The organism is Streptomyces sp. JLBJ103, assembly GCF_058215575.1.
Genome location: NZ_CM177089.1, coordinates 2185846 through 2204010 on the forward strand (window position 1 = coordinate 2185846; position 18165 = coordinate 2204010).

The following is an 18165-nucleotide window of genomic DNA, read 5'->3' on the forward strand; positions in this document are numbered from 1 at the left end:
AGTCGCCCACACGAGTGACACAATTCCAGCCGAGCACATACTGAGCACATAAGGAAGGCAGGAGATGGGCCGCCATCGACGATCTGCCCCCGGCCCCGCGGTAGTTCCGCCGCGATCCGGCCGTCACCGGGGGGCGCACCGCAGCGCCTTCGCGCCGGTGCGGACCGGACTGCTGGGCATGTCCACCGCCGTCGCGGTGGGCGCGGTGGCGATGGCCTCCGGACTGCTTCCCGGAGGCGGTCACCAGATCGGCGGGGGCAATGACTCCGCCGGTCAGGTGCAGGCGGAGGGTCCGGCCGACACCGGCCTGGGCCCCCAGGGCACCCAGTCGCCGTCCCCCTCACTTCCCGGGCAGGTCCCGGCGGGCCAGGGCGGCGACCGCTCCCAGGCGCCGTCCACCAGCCCCTCGAAGCCGTCCGAGCCGAACAGGCCCTCCACCCCGTCCACGTCGCCGTCCGACCGGCCGGGCTCGCCCGGTTCCTCGGACCGCGGTGGGGACCATGACCGCGGCCGCGGCGGCGGCAACGGCTCCTCGGACCATGACCGGGACACCCGTCCGCCGAGCAAGCCCGCCGATCCGCCGGCGGAGACCAGCACTCCGGACAAGCCCGGCGGCCGGGAGGCGGCGGCCGAGAAGCAGGTCCTCTCGCGCGTCAACAAGGAGCGCGCGAAGGTCGGCTGCTCACCGGTGACCCTCGATCCCAAACTCTCCCAGCTGGCCGACGACTTCAGCGACGACATGGCGCTGCGCGACTTCTTCGACCACGTCAACCCGGACGGCGAGAGCCCCTGGGAACGCGCCGAGCGGGCGGGCATCGTCGACCTGGGCGGCGAGAACATCGCCCGCGGCCAGTCGACCGCGAAGGATGTGATGGACACGTGGATGGACAGCTCCAGCCACCGCGCCAACATCCTCAACTGCGAGTACACGACCATGGGTGTCGGCGCGCACTTCGACGGCGACGGCCCCTGGTGGACCCAGGACTTCGGCTTCTGAGGCGGTAGCCCGGCGGCAAGCCGCACAGAAGGCCCGGATCAAGGGTCCGGCCGCACCACGACCCGGCGGCCCGGGGCGCGTCCACTGCGTCCCGGGCCGCCGTCTGCCGTGCCCTCGCCGCCGGTTCAGGCCGCGGCGGACCGGCCCGTCACGAAGGCGCGCGCGGTCTCGGCGACCCGCCGCCCCAGGTGCGCGGCGGTCTCGACATCCGCCTTGTGCACACCCTCCGCGCCCTGGTCGGCATTGGACTGGGCGGCGGCACCGAGGAAGAAGCCGAGCCGGTTGAGGTCGTTCTCGGACGCGGTGCTGGCGTTCCAGCCGGGCTGGAGCCCCAGGTTCACCCAGTGCATCCCCAGCTGAGCCGCCAGCACGGTGAAGAACTGGAGGGTGTGCAGCTTGTCCCCGCTCTTGGAGGCGGAGTTGGTGAATCCCGCGGCGAGCTTGTTCTGCCACGCCTTGCTGAAGAAGCGCTTCGAGGTCGACTCGGCGAAGGCGTGGAAGGCGCCGGATGCGGTGCCCATGTAGGTGGGCGAGCCGAAGACGATCGCGTCCGAGGCGTCCAGGAGTTCCCACTCCTCCTCGGTGATGGTGTCGACCTTGATCAGGTGAACGGTGGCACCGGCGGTGGCCGCGCCCGCACGGACGGCCTCGGCGAGTACGGCGGTGTGGCCGAAGCCGGAGTGATAGGCGATGGAGACAACAGGGGTGGTCACGGTGATGCGCTCCTCGGGCGTCGTAACACGGTGGCTGACACGACAAGAAGAACACTAACTTTCAGAAAGCGCAACCTCCAAGTTAGCGCTGCATGCGAGTACGCTGGATGCATGGACCGTGAACGCACCGATGCGGCATGCCCCGCGCCGGAGACCGATGACCTGGCTTTCGATGTGTTCGCCAAGGCCTGCCCGTCACGCGGCACGCTGGAGCACGTCACCGGGAAGTGGGGCAGTCTCACCCTGGGCGCGCTGTACGAGGGCACCCTGCGCTTCAACGAGTTGCGCCGCCGGGTCGACGGCGTCAGCGAGAAGATGCTGTCCCAGACGCTGCACGCGCTGGAGCGCGACGGACTGGTGCACCGTGACGCGCAGCCGACCAACCCACCGCGGGTGGACTACCGGCTCACCCCGCTGGGCAGCGCGGTCGCGACCCGGCTGCTGGCCCTGATCAATCTGGTCGAGGGGCGGATGCCGGAAGTGCTGGAGGCCCGGGCGGCCTACGACGGCACGCGCGCGGACGGCGGCCGGACGGCAGCCGGGCGCGGCGGGCGCTGACAGCGCGGGCAGAAGTAGCTGGAGCGGTTCATCCAGGGGCGACGGCGCAGCGCGGTGCCGCAGCGGCGGCACGGTTCGTCCTCCCGGCCGTAGGCGTCCAGGGAGCGCTCGAAGTACCCGGACTCACCGTTCACATTGACGTAGAGGCTGTCGAAACTGGTGCCGCCGACCGCCAGCGCCGCGGTCATCACCTCGCGCACATGGCCGAGGAGTTCGGCGCTGCGCGGGCGGGTGAGGGTCGCGGTCGGCCGGTCGTAGTGCAGCCGGGAGCGCCACAGCGCCTCGTCGGCGTAGATGTTGCCGACGCCGCTGATCAGCGACTGGTCGAGCAGGGCGCGCTTGACGGTGGTCCGGCGGCGGCGCAGCGCGGTGTGGAAGGCCGCCTCGTCGAAGGCGGGGTCCAGCGGGTCGAGGGCGATATGCGCGATGGCGTCGGGCAGTCCGTCCGCGGCGCCGGGCACGGTGCCGTGCAGCGAGAGGCCGCCGAAGGTGCGCTGGTCGACGAAGCGCAGCTCGGTGCCGGTGTCATCGGCGAAGCGGACCCGGATGCGCAGATGCTTCTCGTCCGGGGCGCCGTGCGGCTGGACCAGCAGCTGTCCGCTCATGCCGAGGTGGGCGAGGACCGACTCGGCGGCGGCGTCATCGTCGAACGGCAGCCACAGATACTTGCCGCGGCGGCGGGCCACTCCGGCGGTGCGGCCGGTCAGCCGGGCCGCGAAATCCTCCGCGCCGCCGAGGTGACGGCGGACCGCACGGGGGTGCAGCACCTGGACCTCGGCGACCGTACGGCCGCTGACCCAGCGCTCCAGCCCGCGGCGGACCACCTCGACCTCGGGCAGCTCGGGCAAGAGGGGCCTCCTTGGCCTCGAACCCTCCGCGCCCCGCGGGAGAAACGGCCGGGCCGTCCACCGCGGGGCGGGAGGAACCGCAAGGGCGGTTCGGACAGTGCGGAAGGAGATCAGCGTGCCGTGGAGGCCGCGTCGGCGGCGGTTCCGGCGTCCGCCGGGGTGGCGGTTCCGGCGTCCGCCTCGGCCTCGGCCTTGGCCGTGGCTTCGGCCTTCGCCTGGGCCTCGTCGGCAGCGGCGCGGATGGCACGCCAGGCGGCCTCGGCCGCCTGCTGCTCGGCTTCCTTCTTGCTGCGGCCGGTGCCGGTGCCGTACGCGACACCACCGACGCGGGCGGCAGCCGTGAAGGTCTTCTCGTGGTCGGGCCCGGTCTCGGAGACCAGGTACTCGGGAACCCCGAGACCCTCGGTGGCGGTCAGCTCCTGGAGGCTGGTCTTCCAGTCCAGGCCGGCGCCGAGATTCGAGGACTTCTCGATCAGCGGGTCGAAGAGCCGGTGCACCAGTTCGGCGGCGGCGTCGAGCCCCTGGTCGAGATAGACCGCGCCGATCACCGCTTCAAGGGTGTCGGCGAGGATGGATGCCTTGTCCCTGCCCCCGGTGCCCTCTTCGCCCCGGCCGAGCCGGATGAAGGCGCCGAGGTCCAGACCCCGGCCCACCTCGGCCAGCGCACGCGAGTTGACCACCGCGGCCCGCAGCTTGGCCAGCTGGCCTTCAGGCAGGTCCGGGTGGATGCGGTACAGCGTGTCGGTGACCACCAGGCCGAGCACGGAGTCCCCGAGGAACTCCAGCCGCTCGTTGGTGGGCAACCCGCCGTTCTCGTAGGCGAAGGACCGGTGGGTGAGCGCACGTACCAGAAGGGCGGACTCGAGCTGGTACCCGAGCCGCCCTTCCAGGATCGTGTGGGACGAGGCCGTGTCCGCCTGGACCGCTTCACCGCCGCGCGGATGACCCCCGCGAGGTTCACCCCCGCGCTTACGGGGAGGCGTAGTGGCGTCTGACATAGAGCCTGTCACCCGCCGATCAGACCTCGAGGACCTGGCGGCGGTTGTAGGTGCCGCAGCTCGGGCACGCGATGTGCTGCTGCTTCGGCTCGTGGCAGCGCTCGCACGCCACCAGGGTGGGGACCGCAGCCTTCCACTGCGACCGGCGGTGGCGCGTGTTGCTGCGCGACATCTTCCGCTTCGGAACAGCCACGGCTACTTCTCCTGTGGGTCATCCCCGCGCTCGCGGGGTGCGTTGTCCTTCTCGCCGTCCCTCATGGTGTCGGCGAGTCCCTGCAACGACGCCCAACGGATGTCGGCGACGTCGTGTTGGTGGTCCGGGTCGTCCGCGAGCCTGGCACCGCATTCGGCGCACAGCCCCGGGCAGTTCTCCCGGCACACCGGCTGCAACGGCAGTGAGAGCACCACCGCGTCCCGCAGCACGGGCTCGAGGTCGAACAGGTCGGCCTCGAGAAAGAGCGTCTCCTCTTCCTCGGCGTCGTCGCCGGTGTCCGCTTCGCGGCTCCGGTCGTCGGCGTCGGGGTAGGAGTACATCTCCTGGAAATCCGCTTCGAGCTCACGCCCCAGCGGCTCCAGACACCTTACGCACTCCCCCGAGAGCGAGGCACGGGCGGTGCCTGTGACAAGCACCCCTTCCATGACCGACTCAAGGCGGAGGTCGAGCTCCACGGTCGCGCCCTCCCGCACCCCGATGACCTCGATACCGAGATCCTTGGGTGCGGCCACCGAGCGGGAGATCCTTTTCAGCGCACCGGGACGACGACCCAGCTCACGTGTGTCGAACACAAGAGGGGCACGGTGGTCGAGGCGGGCGTTCAGGGCTTCCTGCTTTCTACGCTGCGGCGGGCCACCCGGAGCTGGTTCAACACGGGCAGCCGAGATCGCGGACGTACGCGCGACCGAAGAGACAGGATACTGGACGGCCCGCCGTAGGCCCAATCCGCCCGGTGGGGACAGCCGCTAGCGCCCCTGCTCGTACTGACGGAGCTGATCGAGGTCGATCATGCTCGTGTCGAACAGGCTGGTCTCGTCGAGCGCGGCGCCCGGCTGTGCCTGCGGATGCTGCTGGGGGTGCTGGTGCTGGTGCTGCTCCGGGACGGCGTACCCGGCGCCCGCGTCGTAGCCCTGGACCGCCGGCTGTGCCTGCTGCGGCCAGCCGTAGGCGTCCGGCTGCGGGTAACCGGTCTGCGCGGCGTACGGGTCCTGCTGGGGCATGGGCGGCACGTACTGCTGCTGATAGCCGTAGGCGTCCGGCTGCGCCTGCTGCGGATAGGCCGCGGTGCCGGCGTAGTACCCGGCATCGGCCGCGGCGTGCTCGGGCTGCGCGGCGGGCACCCCGGGCGAAGCCGCCGGAGCCGCCGGGGCTCCCGGGGTGGACGGGACGTCCGGAACGTCCGGTGCGAGACCCATCCCGGACTGGGCGAGGTCCGCGAGGTAGTCGTCGTCGCTGGTGTGCAGTCCGCCACCGGCCGCGTCCTGGGCCGCCATATGGGCGCCCAGCTCATCGGCCGGCCGCGCGCCCAGCAGCTTCTGACGGCCACGCCCGACCGCCTCCAGCGTCTTGGCGAGCACGGCCGAGACGGCGCCCAGCTTGGTGTCCACGTACGTGTCGGCCCGCTGCCGCAGGGTGTGCGGATCGGCGCTGCGCTCGGGCGCCTCCTCCAGCTGCCCGGCGGCGTCGGCCGCCCCGTCGCCGTAGGGGTCCGCGGCGGCGCGGCCGAGCAGCTTCTCCCGGCCGCGGTCCACCGAGCCGATGGTCTTGGTGAGTACGACCTCGAAGTTGGCCAGCTTGCTGTCGACGTAGTCGTCGGCTTCGGCGCGGATCTCCTCGGCCTCCTGGCGGGCCTCCCTCAGGATCCGGTCGGCCTCCTCCTGGGACTGCCGGGCCACCTCGGTGCCGGAGATCAGGGAGGTGCGCTGGGCGTGGGCGGCCTCGATGATCCGCTCGGCCTCCCGGCGGGCCTCCTCGACCATCTGGTCACGCCCGCCGATCAGCTCCTGGGCATGGGCCAGGGAGTCCGGGAGCGCTGTCCGCACCTCTTCGAGCATGGCGAGCAGCTCCGCGCGGTTGACCACGCACGAGGCCGACATGGGCATGGACCGGGCGCTGCCGACGGCCTCGACGATCTCGTCGAGCTTCTTCTGCACGTCCACTGTGAGTGCTCGCAGACTGATCGGATGCGGATGGACACGAACGGGGACGACTGTACGGCCAGCGGGCGCCCGCCGGACACCCGCTGATGCCCCGTCAGCTGCTACTTCCGCCCGAGCCGGTCGGTCAGGGCCTCAAGGACCAGCGGGGGCACCAGGTGGGAGACGTCGCCGCCCCAGGCCGCGACCTCCTTGACCAGGCTGGAGGAGAGGAAGCTGTAGGTGGGATTGGTGGGGACGAACAGCGTCTCCACCCCCGACAGGCCGTTGTTCATCTGCGCCATCTGCAACTCGTAGTCGAAGTCGCTGACGGCCCGCAGCCCCTTGACGATCGCGGGGATCTCACGCTGCTTGCAGAAATCGACCAACAGACCGTGGAACGCCTCCACCGAGACGTTTCCGTACTCCGCGGTGGTCTGGCGGAGGAGGTCCATGCGCTCCTCCACCGTGAACAGGCCCTGCTTGGACTTGTTGATCATCACGGCGACGTACACCTCGTCGTACAGCTTCGAGGCACGGCCGATGATGTCGAGGTGTCCGTTGGTGACGGGGTCGAAGGACCCCGGACAGACTGCGCGGCGCAACAGTGGTTCCTCGCTCTCGGGTCCGGTCATGACGCGTTGTCGCACGTCGAGGCGGCGCGACCGTACCAAAGCGTGCCCTCGCCGTAGCGACGGGCCCGCAGTCCCTCGTAACCGTCCGGCCACCCGAACTCCCCGCCTCGTGTGCTCCGCTCCACGGTGGCCAGCGCATCGGGCACGAGCCAGCCTTTACGGAGGAGTGTGAGCAGGATCTCCCGGAGATCGTCGTCGGTCACGGCGTACGGCGGGTCCAGGAAGACCACGTCGTACGGGCCGGTGGCGGGCGCCGGTCCGGCCAGGGCCTGTTCGGCCTTCGCGGTGCGCAGCTCGGCCCCGGGCAGGGCGAGTGCGCGGATGTTCTCCCGGATGGTGCGGGCCGCGCGCGGGTCGGACTCCACCAGCAGCACATGGGCCGCGCCCCGGGACAGCGCCTCCAGGCCGACCGCGCCCGAACCGCCGTACAGATCCAGGACCCGGGCGCCGTCGAGGGAGCCGAGCAGCGACTCCCAGGTGGAGAACAGGCCCTCGCGCGCCCGGTCCGAGGTGGGTCGGGTGCCGTTTCCGGGGGGCACGGCCAGCCGTCGGCCGCCGGCCGCTCCGGCGATCACGCGGGTCATGGGTGAGGCAGTCCTTCGCGGTGGTCGGGGCAGCGGCGGGCCGTGCGGTCACGGACCGCCGCCCCTCCACGATATGGCGTCCCACGCCGCCGGAGGCCGCCGAGTGCCCGGCCGGCCGCCCCCGCCGGGCCGGACCGGCCCCTGTCAGCCCTTGTCGAGGAACTCCTCGCGCTCCTCGTCCAGCAGGGCGTCCAGCGCGGTGCGCAGCTCCGGATAGCCAGTCAGCTCCGGATCGGCCGCGACGACGGCGGTGGCCTCCTCCCGCGCGGCGGCGATGACTTCCTCGTCGTCGATGACCGCGAGCACCCGCAGCGAGGAACGGGCCCCGGACTGGGCCTGGCCGAGCACATCGCCCTCGCGGCGCTGCTCCAGGTCGATCCGGGAGAGCTCGAAGCCGTCCAGGGTGGCGGCGACCGCGCCGAGCCGCGTCCGCGCGGGGCTGGCCTCGGGCATCTCGGTGACCAGCAGACACAGCCCGGGGGCGGAGCCACGGCCGACCCGGCCGCGCAGCTGGTGCAGCTGGGAGACGCCGAACCGGTCGGCGTCCATGATCACCATGGCGGTGGCGTTGGGGACGTTGACGCCGACCTCGATCACGGTGGTGGCCACCAGGACGTCGACCGCGCCCGCGGCGAAGCGGCGCATCACGTCGTCCTTGGCCTCCGGCTGCATCCGGCCGTGCAGCACCTCCACCCGCAGATCGCTCAATGGGCCCTTGGTGAGCTGCTCGGCGATCTCGAGCACGGCCAGCGGGGGCCGCTTCTCGGCTTCGTCCCCCTCGTCACCGGACTTCTTCTGCTTCGCGGCCCTGGCCTCGTCCTCCTCGTCCCCGATGCGCGGGCAGACCACATACGCCTGGTGTCCGCCCGCCACCTCCTCGCGCACCCGCTCCCAGGCACGGGCCAGGAAGTGCGGTTTGTCCTTCGCGGGCACCACATGGGAGGCGATCGGGGAACGCCCGGCGGGCAGCTGGTCCAGGACGGAGGTCTCCAGATCGCCGAAGACGGTCATGGCCACGGTGCGCGGGATGGGGGTGGCCGTCATCACCAGCAGATGCGGGGGCTGTGTGCCCTTGGAGCGCAGGGCGTCCCGCTGCTCGACACCGAAGCGGTGCTGCTCGTCGACGACCACCAGACCCAGATCGTGGAACCGGACCTTGTCCTCGATCAGCGCATGGGTGCCGATCACGATCCCGGCCTCGCCGGTGACCAGATCCAGCAGCGCCTGACGGCGGGCCGCGGCGCCCATGGAGCCGGTGAGCAGCACCACCTTGGTGCCCTGCTCGGCGCCGCCCAGCATGCCCCCCTCGGCCAGCTCGCCCATCATCTCGGTGATCGAGCGGTGGTGCTGCTGGGCGAGCACCTCGGTGGGCGCGAGCATCGCCGCCTGTCCCCCGGCGTCCACCACACCGAGCATCGCCCGCAGCGCGACCATGGTCTTGCCTGAGCCGACCTCGCCCTGGAGCAGCCGGTGCATGGGGTGTTCGGCGGCGAGGTCGGCGAAGATCTGCTCGCTGACCCGGCGCTGGCCGTCGGTGAGGGTGAACGGCAGCCGGGTGTCGAAGGCGGCGAGCAGGCCGTCCTGGACGGGGTGGCGCGGGACGGCGGGCAGCTGGGCGTCGGCCCGGCGGCGGCGGGCCAGCGCGACCTGGAGGACAAATGCCTCGTCCCACTTGAGGCGGTCCTTGGCGGCGGCGATGTCCGCCTTGGTTCGCGGCCGGTGGATCTTGCGCAGCGCCTCGGGCAGGGTGGTGAGACCCCGACCCTTCCGCAGGGCGTCGGGCAGCGGGTCCACCAGATCGGCCAGGACGGCGTCCTCGGCGCCCGACGGGCCCAGGACGGTGTCCACGGCCTGCTGGATCTGCCAGGACTCCATCTGCTTGCACGCCGGATACAGCGGCAGCAGCTGATTGGCGAACGCCTCGACGGCGTCCGCGCCACTCTGGGCGCCCAGGGTCTTGAACTCGGGATGGGCCAGCTGGCGCTTGTGGTTGAAGACCGTGACCTTGCCCGCGAACATGGCGCGGGCCCCGGGGACCAGCTGGGCGCGGGGCTTGTGGACGCCCTTGCCGAAGAAGACGAGCTGGAGACGGCCGCTGCCGTCGGTGATGGTGACCTCGAGGCGCTGTCCGCGGCCTCCGTTGAACTTCAGCACGCGGGCGTCCGCGACCTGCGCGACGACGGTCACATGCTCGTCCAGCGGGAGATCGGACAGCCGGGTCAGCTCACCGCGCTCCGCGTACCGCCGGGGGTAGTGGTGGAGCAGATCGCCGACGGTGTGCAGGCCGAGGTGCTCGGCCATCACCTTCGCGGTGTTGCCGCCGAGGACCTTCTTCAGGGGTTCTTCGAGCACGGGCACGCAGTCCATTGCACACCACGGCACCGACAGACGGGGGCAGGCGGCGGGGTTGTTCAAGCCCCGGGGGGAGTCATTCGACGCCTATGATCAGCGGCACGGAGGGCTGGCCGCCCCGGTAGATCACCGTGTCGACGGCGAAGTGCCCCTCCCGCACATGCCGTTCCAGCCGCTCGGCGAGGGCCTCGGGCAGCTCCTCGCCCAGCACCAGGGTGACCATCTCGCCGCCCGCGGCCAGCATCCGGTCCAGCACGGTCTCGGCGGTGGCGGCCAGTTCGGAGCCGATCACCGCCACATCGCCGTCGATCAGCCCCAGGACGTCCCCGGCCTGGCACACCCCGGCCATGGTCCAGGACTGGCGCTCGGCGACGGCCAGTTCGGCGTAGCGGGTGGCGCCCGCGGCGGAGGTCATGGCGACGACGTCCTCGTCGAAACTGCGACCGGGCTCGTGGACGGCGAGCGCGGCGATGCCCTGGACCGCGGAGCGGGTGGGGATGACGGCGACCCGTACACCCTCGGCGCGGGCCTGCGCCGCGGCGGCCGCCGCGGGGTGGCGCAGCTCGGCGTCGTTGGGCAGCAGCACGACCTCGCGGGCGTGGGCCCGCCGGACCGCCTCGGCCAGCTCGCCGCTGGCGGGCGGCTCCCCCGGGCGCGTGGTGACCACGGTGGCCCCGGCCTCGGCGCACAGGGCGGCGATCCCGTCGCCGGGGACGACGGCGACCACCGCGCGGGGCGCGAGCGGGGTGCCGGACGGCTCGTGGTCGGCCTCCTCGGGCCGCCGCCCGCCGGTGTCCGCGGCCGGATGGTCCGGATGTCCGGCGGCGCCGAAGTGGGTGATGCGGATCCGGTACGGCCGTCCGGCCTGGATGCCCGCCTCGACGGCCGCGCCCGCGTCGTCCACATGGACGTGGACGTTCCAGAGTCCCTCGCCGCCGACGACCACCAGGGAGTCACCGAGCGCGTCCAGCCGCTCACGCAGCCGGGTCACGGCCGTCTCGTCCGCCTCCAGCAGATAGATCACCTCGTAGCCGGGCCCGCCGGAGGGGGCTGTCCCGGCGGCGCAGTCCCCGGACTCAGGGATCCTCTGGGACTCGGCGGGTGCGGGGTCGGCGGTGCGGGGGCGTCCCGGGGCGGCGGGAGCCTCCGGGGCCTCGCCCGACAGTGCCTCGGCCAGCCCGCCCAGTACGGTCACCAGGCCGTAGCCACCCGCGTCGACGACGCCCGCGCGGGCGAGCGCGTCGAGTTGTCCGGGGGTGGCCTGGAGCGCCGTGCGCGCCCCCTCGTACGCCGCCCGCGCCACCGTGCCGATGTCGCCGTTGGTCCGCTCCGCGCCCTCGGCGGCGGCCACGGCGACGGTCAGGACGGTGCCCTCGACCGGGTGCGCGACGGCCAGATAGGCAAGGTCGACCGCGCGGCGCAGGGCCCGCCGCAGCCCGTCGGCCTCCTCGGCGTCGTTGACCTCACCGGCTTCATCGCTCCGGCCCGCCGGGCCCGCGACACCGCCCGGTCCGCCGTCGGCCAGCACGTCGGCCATCCCGCGCAGCAGCTGCGCCAGGATGGTGCCGGAGTTGCCCCGCGCGCCGATCAGGGCGCCGTGGGCCATGGCGCGCACCACATCGGCGAGGGTGGGGCGGGAGACGGCGACCGAGGCGGCGTGGCCGTCGAAGGCGGCGTCCACGGCGCGGGCGGCGGATTCGACGGTCAGATACAGATTGGTGCCGGTGTCCCCGTCCGCGACCGGGTAGACGTTGATCGCGTCGATCTCCTCGCGGGCCCGGCCCAGCGCGTCCAGCGCCAGCCCGCACCAGGTCCGTACCGCATCGGCGTCGAGCGTGTGCGGCACGTACGTACTCCTCGGGAGGGCTGAGGCGGGGTCGGTCATCGGGTCATCGCAGGGTAGTCGCCGCCCTCGGCGGGTGCCGGGGCAGCCATGATAGTTTCGTTGTACGGGAGTGGCCGTTGTATGCTGCTCCGGTTGCCCGATGAGAATCGGGCCATTCCCCCAGGCGCCGCCGGTCTCCCAGGATCTTGGCAACGTCCGGGGTTCCCGTAAGTGTCTGTCTCCTCGCGAGAAGCGAGGCTGACCCGTCTTTGGAGTAACCCGTGGCTGCCAACTGCGACGTCTGCGGCAAGGGGCCGGGCTTCGGCAACAACATCTCGCACTCGCACCGCCGCACCCGCCGTCGTTGGAACCCCAACATCCAGACGGTGCGCGCTGTGGTCGGTCGTACCCCGAAGCGGCTCAACGTCTGCACCTCGTGCATCAAGGCCGGCAAGGTCTCGCGCTAGGCGCACGGCCTCCCCGCTCACGCGGGATCCGGTGCTCAGGGCCGGTCCACCGATGACGTGGACCGGCCTTTTCGCGTGCCCTCACGCGGTTTTCCGGACTCGGTTCACAGCCAGCCGTGGTCGACCGGGCCGATGCCCCCGCCCAGCGGGAAGCCCTCGGCGATGGCGCCGGTGACATAACTCTTGGCGGCCGTGACGGCCCGCGGGACGTCGTATCCGCCTGCCAGGAAGGTGGCGACGGCCGAGGCGAGGGTGCAGCCCGTGCCGTGCGTATGGCGGTTGTCGTAGCGCGGCGCGCGCAGCCAGTGCTCCTCGGTGCCGTCGGTGAGCAGATCCACCGCGTCGCCCGCCAGATGACCGCCCTTGATCAGCGCCCAGCGCGGGCCGAGGGCCAGCACCGCCCCGGCCGCCCGCCGCAGATCGTCCTCCGACTCCACCTGGACGCCGGTGAGCTGGCCGACCTCGTCCAGGTTGGGGGTGGCCACCGTGGCGATCGGCAGCAGCTTGGTACGGACCGCGTCGAGCGCGTCGGTGGCCAGCAGCGCGTCACCGTGCTTGGAGACGCCGACCGGGTCGACAACAATCGGAACAGCGAGCTCCGCCAGCAGCGCGGCGACGGTCTCGACCAGTCCGGCCGTGGCCAGCATGCCGGTCTTGACCGCCTGGACACCGATGTCGTCGACGACGCTGCGGAACTGGGCCCGGACGGCGTCGGTGGGCAGTTCCCAGGCGCCCTGCACACCCAGCGAGTTCTGAGCGGTCACCGCGGTGATCACACTCATCCCGTGGGCGCCCAGGGCCAGCATCGTCTTCAGATCGGCCTGAATACCCGCGCCGCCGCCGGAGTCCGACCCGGCGACGGTGAGCACACGGGCGGGCGCCGCGCCGGTGCGCGCTATCCGAGAAGGGCGAGCGGGAGGCCGGGGACCGGAGGAGAGCGACATACGGCCGAATCTACTCGGCGCCCTCGTCGTCCCCGAAGTGGTCCCATCCCGCGTGCAGCCACGGGGCGCCGTCCACCGTGACCTGGGGCAGGGCCGAGGGGTTGAGCACCTCGCCGATCACCTTCCAGCGGGCGGGCAGTTTCACATCCGGCGGGAAGGTGGCCACGATCGCGTGGTCCTCTCCCCCGTTGAGCACCCACTGCAACGGATCGACGCCCACGGCCTGTCCGATGTCCGACATCTGCGAGGGGATGTCGATGTCCCCCGAGCGCAGATCGATCCGGACCCCACTGGCCTCGGCGATATGCCCGAGGTCGGCGACCAGGCCGTCGCTCACATCGGTCATGGCGGTGGCGCCGAGCCCGGCCGCGGCGGGGCCCGCGTGGTACGGCGGCTCCGGACGCCGGTGTGCCTCGACGAACGCGCGCGGTGAGCGGAAACCGCGCGAGAGCACCGCATGTCCGGCCGCGGACCAGCCCAGCCAGCCGGTGACCGCGACAACGTCGCCCGGCTGGGCACCGGATCGGGTGACCGGCTCGTGGTTGCGCAGGTCACCCAGGGCGGTGATCGCGACAGTGATGGTGTCACCGCGCACCACATCGCCACCGGCCACCGCCGCGCCCGCCACCTGGCATTCGTCGCGGATGCCGTCCATCAGCTCGGTCGGCCAGGTCACCGGCAGATCGGCCGGCACCACCAGACCGAGCAGCAGCGCCGTGGGCACCGCGCCCATCGCCGCGATATCGGCCAGATTCTGGGCCGCGGCCTTGCGGCCCACGTCGTAGGCGGTGGACCAGTCCCGGCGGAAGTGGCTGCCCTCCAGTAGCACATCGGTGCTCGCCACCACCCTCCGGTCGGGTGCCGCCACAACCGCGGCGTCGTCACCGGGCCCCAGCTTCACCGCCGGGGTGGTGGTGAGCCGTGAAGTGAGCTCCCTGATGAGCCCGAACTCCCCCAACTCGCCCACGGTGCCCTTCATCCCATTGCCCCTTCGTGCTGATGGCTCGTTGCCCGCCGCGCCGCGCATCGAGCGCGGGTCTCCCCGTGCCGCCTGGCGACGCGGTACCGTGGCGTCCCTTCTCCCCACATGATCCTCGTAGCCGCCCTGGAGGTTCCGTGGTACAGGCGTACATCCTGATCCAGACCGAGGTCGGCAAGGCGTCGACCGTCGCCGACGTCATCGCCAAACTGCCGGGAGTGATACAGGCCGAGGACGTCACCGGGCCGTACGACGTGATCGTGCGTGCCCAGGCCGACACGGTCGATGAACTGGGCCGCATGGTGGTCGCCAAGGTCCAGCAAGTGGAGGGCATCACGCGAACCCTCACCTGCCCCGTGGTCCATCTGTAGCCCCCCGTATGCTCGAGCGGTGAGTTCCGCACACCGTAGTTCCACGCGAAAGATCGCTCCGCTGGCCGCCGCAGCGGCCTTGGTTCTGTTCTCGGTGGCCGGCTGCTCGTTCACCGAAGATTCCGACGACTCCGCGGCACTGGCGGTTCCCAAGCCGACGAAGCAGGCTGCCGCGTTGTGCCGGGCACTGCACAAGGAGCTTCCCGGCACCGTGAACGGGCTGAAGCGGCGTGAGCCCGAACCCGCTTCGGAATTCACCGCCGTCTGGGGCGACCCCGCAGTGAGCTTGCGCTGCGGGGTCCCCCGGCCGGCCGCCATGGCGGCCTCGACCCGCTCCGCCGGTGTCAACGGCGTCGAGTGGCTGCCCGAGAAGCGGGACGATGGCTACCGCTTCACCACCGTACTGCGCCGGGCGTATGTCGAGGTGACCGTGCCGAAGAAGTACGCGCCCGAGGTCGACCCGCTGGTCGACCTCGCGAGCGCCGTCAAGAAGACCGTGCCCGAGGGCGTGGCCTAGGCCCTGTCCGGTGGATCTTATCGGGCCCGCGACGCCTGGCACCGCACCTCGCCGCGTTGTCGAAAGTCGCCCGAGTACGCCCAGTACGAGGGCGATCCTCCGCCTTGCGATCCACGGCACCAGAAGCCGCGGGCTGCTCCTCAAAGACCCACCGGACAGGGCCTGGGCGGCTAGCGCAGCCCCGTGGAGCGGCGCAGCGCGGCCTGGATCAGCCGGTCGACCAGCTCCGGGTAGCTGATGCCGCTCTCCTGCCACATACGCGGGTACATCGAGATCGGGGTGAACCCGGGCATGGTGTTCACCTCATTGATCACGAACTCGCCGTTGTCCAGCAGGAAGAAGTCGGCGCGCACCAGGCCCTCGCAGGACACCGCCTCGAACGCCCGCACCGCGAGCTCCTGGACCCGCCGGGTCTCCTCCTCGGTGAGCGGTGCGGGCACCACGCCGTCGGCCGAGTCGATGTACTTGGCCTCGAAGTCGTAGAAGTCGTGGGCGGAGACCGGCGGGATCTCGGCGGGCACGCTGGCGCGCGGGCCGTCCTCGAACTCCAGCACTCCGCATTCGATCTCGCGGCCGCGCAGCAGCGCCTCCACGATGACCTTGGGGTCGTGGGCCCGTGCCTCCTCGACCGCGGCGTCCAGCCCGGCGGCGTCGTCGACCTTGGTGATGCCGATGGACGAACCGGCGCGGGCGGGCTTCACGAAGACCGGCCAGCCGTGCTCCTCGGCGAAGTCCACGATCTTGCGGCGGGCGGCGGAGGGGTCCTTCTCCCACTCACGGGCGCGGATCACCTCGTACGGGCCGACCGGCAGCCCGAAGGAGACGAACACCCGCTTCATGTACTCCTTGTCCATGCCGACGGCGGAGGCGAGCACACCCGCGCCCACATAGGGCACCCCGGACAGCTCCAGCAGCCCCTGGAGGGTGCCGTCCTCGCCGTACGGGCCGTGCAGCATGGGGAAGACCACGTCGACGTCGCCCAGCACCTTGGGCACCGAGCCGGGCTCGCTGTAGACGACCTCACGGCTGCCCGGGTCGACGGGGAGCACGACCGAGCCTTCCGTGGACTCGGCGAGCCCCGCGACGGTCGGCAGCTCGCGGTTGGCGATGGCCATCCGCTCGGGCTCGTCGGCGGTCAGGGCCCAACGGCCGTCCGAGGTGATGCCGATCGGCAGCACGTCGTACTTCTCGCGGTCGATCGCCCGCAGCACGGCGCCCGCGGTGACCACGGAGATGGCGTGCTCGGAGCTGCGCCCGCCGAAGACGACGGCGACGCGCGGCTTCCGCGGCTCGCCTTCGGAGGAGGCCGGGACAGGGCGTGAGGAGGGGGTCTGGCTGCTCATATCGCGTTGAGGTTACCTTGCGGTTCCGATGTCGTCAGTGCCGCTCGGCCTTGGCGCTGCGCGACATCAGCTCTTTGAGTGCGACCAGCGGCTGTTTGCCGTCGTGCACGATGCCGACCACGGTCTCGGTGATGGGCATGTCGACGTCGTGGCGCCGGGCGAGATCGAGCACGGACTCGCACGACTTGACGCCCTCCGCGGTCTGCCGGGTGACCGCGATGGTCTCCTCCAGCGTCATCCCGCGGCCCAGGTTGGTGCCGAAGGTGTGGTTGCGCGAGAGTGGGGAGGAACAGGTGGCGACGAGGTCGCCCAGGCCCGCCAGGCCCGCGAAGGTGTGCGCGTCGGCGCCCATCGCCAGACCCAGCCGGGTCGTTTCGGCCAGTCCGCGGGTGATCAGCGACGCCTTGGCGTTGTCGCCCAGGCCCATGCCGTCGGCGATGCCCACAGCCAGCGCGATCACGTTCTTCACGGCGCCGCCCAGCTCGCAGCCGACCACGTCGGTGTTGGTGTAGGGGCGGAAGTACGGGGTGTGGCAGGCGGTCTGGAGGCGGCGGGCGGCACCCTCGTCGCGGCAGGCCACGACGGACGCGGCGGGCTGCCGGGCGGCGATCTCCCGGGCCAGGTTGGGGCCGGTGAGCACGGCCACCCGCGCGGCCACATCGGTGCCGGGCGACGCCTTGCCGACGACTTCCTCGATGACCTCGCTCATCCGCTTGGCGGTGCCGAGTTCGACGCCCTTCATCAGGGAGACCAGCACGGTGTCGGCGGGCAGCAGCGGCGCCCATCCGGCGAGGTTGTCGCGCAGCGTCTGGGAGGGCACCGCGAGGACGGTGAACTCGGCGTCCCGGGCGGCCTCGGCCGGGTCGGTGGTGGCGCGCACCGCGCGCGGGAGTTCGGTGCCGGGGAGATAGTCGGGGTTGGTACGGCCGGTGTTGATGGCCTCCACCAGCTCCGCGCGGCGGCCCCACAGCGTCACCTCGCAGCCGGCGTCGGCGAGCACCATCGCGAACGCGGTGCCCCAGGAGCCGGTGCCGAAGACGGCGCAGCGCGTCACTTGCTCTCCTCCTCGGCCACGGGCCGCGGCTGGTCGGCGACGTGCGGCCGGGCGGCCGGGATGTCCTTCGCGCGGACGGGCACGGGCTCTCCGCGCACCTCGGCGAGCAGGTCGGTGATGGCGTCCATGATGGTGTCGGTGGCGGCCCGCAGCACCTCGGCGGTGGGCTCCTGGCCGTAGTACGCGGACAGGTCCACCGGCGGTCCGGCGTGCACCTTGAGGGTCTTGCGGGGGAAGAGGCGGACCTTCTTCTCCTTCGCGTACGGCGGGACGGCCTCGTTGGCGCCCCACTGGGCGACGGGAATGACGGGCGCCTTGGTGAGCAGCGCGACGCGGGCCGCGCCGGTCTTGCCCCGCATCGGCCACATCTCCGGGTCTCGGGTGAGGGTGCCCTCGGGGTAGAACGCCACGCACTCGCCCTTGTTGATGGCGTCCACGGCGGCCCGGAAGGCGTTGGCCGCGTCGGTGGACTCGCGGTAGACCGGGATCTGGCCGGTGCCGCGCAGGAAGGTTCCGACAAAGCTGCCCTTGAAGAGCGCGGCCTTGGCGAGGAAGCGCGGCACTCGTCCGGTGTTGTATTGGAAGTGCGCGTAGGAGAGCGGGTCGAGATACGAGTTGTGGTTGATCGCGGTGATAAATCCACCGTCGGCGGGAATGTGCTCCATTCCGTGCCAGTCCCGCTTGAACAGAACCACCAGCGGCGGTTTGACCAAGACCGCTGCCATGCGGTACCAGATGCCGATTCTGCGGCCGGACACTCGGAACATCCTCCTCTTTGACCCTGCTGACCTGCTGGCTTACTGCCGTCCGGGCAGCCGCACAAGTGTCGCTCCAGGTACCCGGTCTGTCG

19 protein-coding genes and 1 pseudogene are annotated in these 18165 nt (G+C 71.7%); 5 read left to right on the forward strand and 15 right to left on the reverse strand.

Annotated elements, in window-relative coordinates; translation table 11 throughout:
• The first annotated feature begins 178 nt into the window (after positions 1-178).
• The gene (locus AC4BEG_RS09300; protein ID WP_490705420.1) at positions 179-997 is read left to right on the forward strand and encodes a CAP domain-containing protein; all 819 of its coding nucleotides are present in this window, start codon (positions 179-181) and stop codon (positions 995-997) included.
• Between the two features lie 125 nt (positions 998-1122).
• Here the strand turns inward: AC4BEG_RS09300 and AC4BEG_RS09305 are convergent, their stop codons facing one another.
• Positions 1123-1710: a flavodoxin family protein gene (locus AC4BEG_RS09305; protein ID WP_490705421.1), complete on the reverse strand. Its 588-nt coding sequence runs from the start codon at positions 1708-1710 to the stop codon at positions 1123-1125.
• Positions 1711-1821: 111 nt separating this feature from the next.
• On the opposite strand from AC4BEG_RS09305, the gene AC4BEG_RS09310 reads away from it, so the two are divergent.
• Positions 1822-2268: a winged helix-turn-helix transcriptional regulator gene (locus tag AC4BEG_RS09310; protein ID WP_490705422.1), complete on the forward strand. Its 447-nt coding sequence runs from the start codon at positions 1822-1824 to the stop codon at positions 2266-2268.
• On the opposite strand, the gene mutM is transcribed toward AC4BEG_RS09310, so the two are convergent.
• The 9 genes from mutM to AC4BEG_RS09355 all read right to left on the reverse strand — a co-directional run bounded on the left by mutM (position 2211) and on the right by AC4BEG_RS09355 (position 11700).
• Positions 2211-3116 carry a bifunctional DNA-formamidopyrimidine glycosylase/DNA-(apurinic or apyrimidinic site) lyase gene (mutM, locus tag AC4BEG_RS09315; RefSeq protein WP_490705423.1) on the reverse strand — a complete coding sequence of 302 codons (906 nt, stop codon included), beginning with the start codon at positions 3114-3116 and terminating at the stop codon, positions 2211-2213. The genes AC4BEG_RS09310 and mutM overlap by 58 nt on opposite strands.
• Before the next feature lie 110 nt (positions 3117-3226).
• Positions 3227-4114 carry a ribonuclease III gene (gene rnc, locus AC4BEG_RS09320; RefSeq protein ID WP_490705424.1) on the reverse strand — a complete coding sequence of 296 codons (888 nt, stop codon included), beginning with the start codon at positions 4112-4114 and terminating at the stop codon, positions 3227-3229.
• Between the two features lie 19 nt (positions 4115-4133).
• Complete coding sequence (gene rpmF / locus AC4BEG_RS09325) at positions 4134-4307, reverse strand: 50S ribosomal protein L32 (protein WP_009714764.1); 174 nt, start codon at positions 4305-4307, stop codon at positions 4134-4136.
• Between the two features lie 2 nt (positions 4308-4309).
• Positions 4310-4900: a YceD family protein gene (locus AC4BEG_RS09330; RefSeq protein WP_490705425.1), complete on the reverse strand. Its 591-nt coding sequence runs from the start codon at positions 4898-4900 to the stop codon at positions 4310-4312.
• Positions 4901-5074: 174 nt separating this feature from the next.
• Positions 5075-6268: a cell division initiation protein gene (locus AC4BEG_RS09335; protein WP_490705426.1), complete on the reverse strand. Its 1194-nt coding sequence runs from the start codon at positions 6266-6268 to the stop codon at positions 5075-5077.
• 101 nt (positions 6269-6369) lie between these two features.
• Positions 6370-6849 (reverse strand): pantetheine-phosphate adenylyltransferase, encoded by a 480-nt coding sequence (gene coaD, locus AC4BEG_RS09340; RefSeq protein WP_490705427.1) that lies wholly within the window; start codon positions 6847-6849, stop codon positions 6370-6372.
• Between the two features lie 26 nt (positions 6850-6875).
• Positions 6876-7463 (reverse strand): 16S rRNA (guanine(966)-N(2))-methyltransferase RsmD, encoded by a 588-nt coding sequence (gene rsmD / locus AC4BEG_RS09345; RefSeq protein ID WP_490705428.1) that lies wholly within the window; start codon positions 7461-7463, stop codon positions 6876-6878.
• A gap of 144 nt (positions 7464-7607) precedes the next feature.
• Entirely contained in the window at positions 7608-9830 is a 2223-nt protein-coding gene (recG, locus tag AC4BEG_RS09350) for an ATP-dependent DNA helicase RecG (RefSeq protein ID WP_490705429.1), read from the reverse strand.
• A gap of 61 nt (positions 9831-9891) precedes the next feature.
• Positions 9892-11700 carry a DAK2 domain-containing protein gene (locus AC4BEG_RS09355; protein ID WP_490705430.1) on the reverse strand — a complete coding sequence of 603 codons (1809 nt, stop codon included), beginning with the start codon at positions 11698-11700 and terminating at the stop codon, positions 9892-9894.
• A gap of 221 nt (positions 11701-11921) precedes the next feature.
• Between AC4BEG_RS09355 and rpmB the strand changes: the two are divergent.
• Positions 11922-12032: pseudogene (gene rpmB / locus AC4BEG_RS09360) on the forward strand (50S ribosomal protein L28); the annotation flags it as partial.
• A 179-nt stretch (positions 12033-12211) separates the two neighbouring features.
• Here rpmB and thiD read toward each other — a convergent pair.
• Together thiD and AC4BEG_RS09370 are read right to left on the reverse strand one after the other, a co-directional pair.
• The gene (gene thiD / locus AC4BEG_RS09365; RefSeq protein WP_490705431.1) at positions 12212-13051 is read right to left on the reverse strand and encodes a bifunctional hydroxymethylpyrimidine kinase/phosphomethylpyrimidine kinase; all 840 of its coding nucleotides are present in this window, start codon (positions 13049-13051) and stop codon (positions 12212-12214) included.
• A 10-nt stretch (positions 13052-13061) separates the two neighbouring features.
• Positions 13062-14030 carry a thiamine-phosphate kinase gene (locus AC4BEG_RS09370; protein ID WP_490705432.1) on the reverse strand — a complete coding sequence of 323 codons (969 nt, stop codon included), beginning with the start codon at positions 14028-14030 and terminating at the stop codon, positions 13062-13064.
• Positions 14031-14167: 137 nt separating this feature from the next.
• Between AC4BEG_RS09370 and AC4BEG_RS09375 the strand changes: the two genes are divergently transcribed.
• A complete protein-coding gene (locus AC4BEG_RS09375; RefSeq protein WP_014055158.1) occupies positions 14168-14401 on the forward strand; it encodes an Lrp/AsnC family transcriptional regulator in 234 nt (77 codons plus the stop codon).
• 94 nt (positions 14402-14495) lie between these two features.
• Complete coding sequence (locus AC4BEG_RS09380) at positions 14496-14918, forward strand: DUF3515 domain-containing protein (protein ID WP_490705433.1); 423 nt, start codon at positions 14496-14498, stop codon at positions 14916-14918.
• A 170-nt stretch (positions 14919-15088) separates the two neighbouring features.
• Here AC4BEG_RS09380 and AC4BEG_RS09385 read toward each other — a convergent pair whose 3' ends face one another.
• The 3 genes from AC4BEG_RS09385 to AC4BEG_RS09395 are packed head-to-tail and all read right to left on the reverse strand — an operon-like array spanning position 15089 to position 18073.
• The gene (locus AC4BEG_RS09385) at positions 15089-16261 is read right to left on the reverse strand and encodes a D-alanine--D-alanine ligase family protein (RefSeq protein WP_490705434.1); all 1173 of its coding nucleotides are present in this window, start codon (positions 16259-16261) and stop codon (positions 15089-15091) included.
• Between the two features lie 34 nt (positions 16262-16295).
• Entirely contained in the window at positions 16296-17315 is a 1020-nt protein-coding gene (locus AC4BEG_RS09390; protein WP_490705435.1) for an NAD(P)H-dependent glycerol-3-phosphate dehydrogenase, read from the reverse strand.
• Positions 17312-18073 (reverse strand): lysophospholipid acyltransferase family protein, encoded by a 762-nt coding sequence (locus tag AC4BEG_RS09395; RefSeq protein ID WP_490705436.1) that lies wholly within the window; start codon positions 18071-18073, stop codon positions 17312-17314. The genes AC4BEG_RS09390 and AC4BEG_RS09395 overlap by 4 nt, the downstream gene beginning before the upstream one ends.
• Positions 18074-18165: the final 92 nt, after the last annotated feature.

What these genes read in the sequence shown, in the direction of transcription:
- thiD (WP_490705431.1), bottom strand. Translation starts at nt 13,051, where the DNA reads ATGTCGCTCTCCTCCGGTCCCCGGCCTCCCGCTCGCCCTTCTCGGATA.
- rsmD (WP_490705428.1), bottom strand. Translation starts at nt 7,463, where the DNA reads ATGACCCGCGTGATCGCCGGAGCGGCCGGCGGCCGACGGCTGGCCGTG.
- AC4BEG_RS09310 (WP_490705422.1), top strand. Translation starts at nt 1,822, where the DNA reads ATGGACCGTGAACGCACCGATGCGGCATGCCCCGCGCCGGAGACCGAT.
- AC4BEG_RS09355 (WP_490705430.1), bottom strand. Translation starts at nt 11,700, where the DNA reads ATGACCGACCCCGCCTCAGCCCTCCCGAGGAGTACGTACGTGCCGCAC.
- recG (WP_490705429.1), bottom strand. Translation starts at nt 9,830, where the DNA reads ATGGACTGCGTGCCCGTGCTCGAAGAACCCCTGAAGAAGGTCCTCGGC.
- AC4BEG_RS09300 (WP_490705420.1), top strand. Translation starts at nt 179, where the DNA reads ATGTCCACCGCCGTCGCGGTGGGCGCGGTGGCGATGGCCTCCGGACTG.
- AC4BEG_RS09370 (WP_490705432.1), bottom strand. Translation starts at nt 14,030, where the DNA reads ATGAAGGGCACCGTGGGCGAGTTGGGGGAGTTCGGGCTCATCAGGGAG.
- rnc (WP_490705424.1), bottom strand. Translation starts at nt 4,114, where the DNA reads ATGTCAGACGCCACTACGCCTCCCCGTAAGCGCGGGGGTGAACCTCGC.
- AC4BEG_RS09385 (WP_490705434.1), bottom strand. Translation starts at nt 16,261, where the DNA reads ATGAGCAGCCAGACCCCCTCCTCACGCCCTGTCCCGGCCTCCTCCGAA.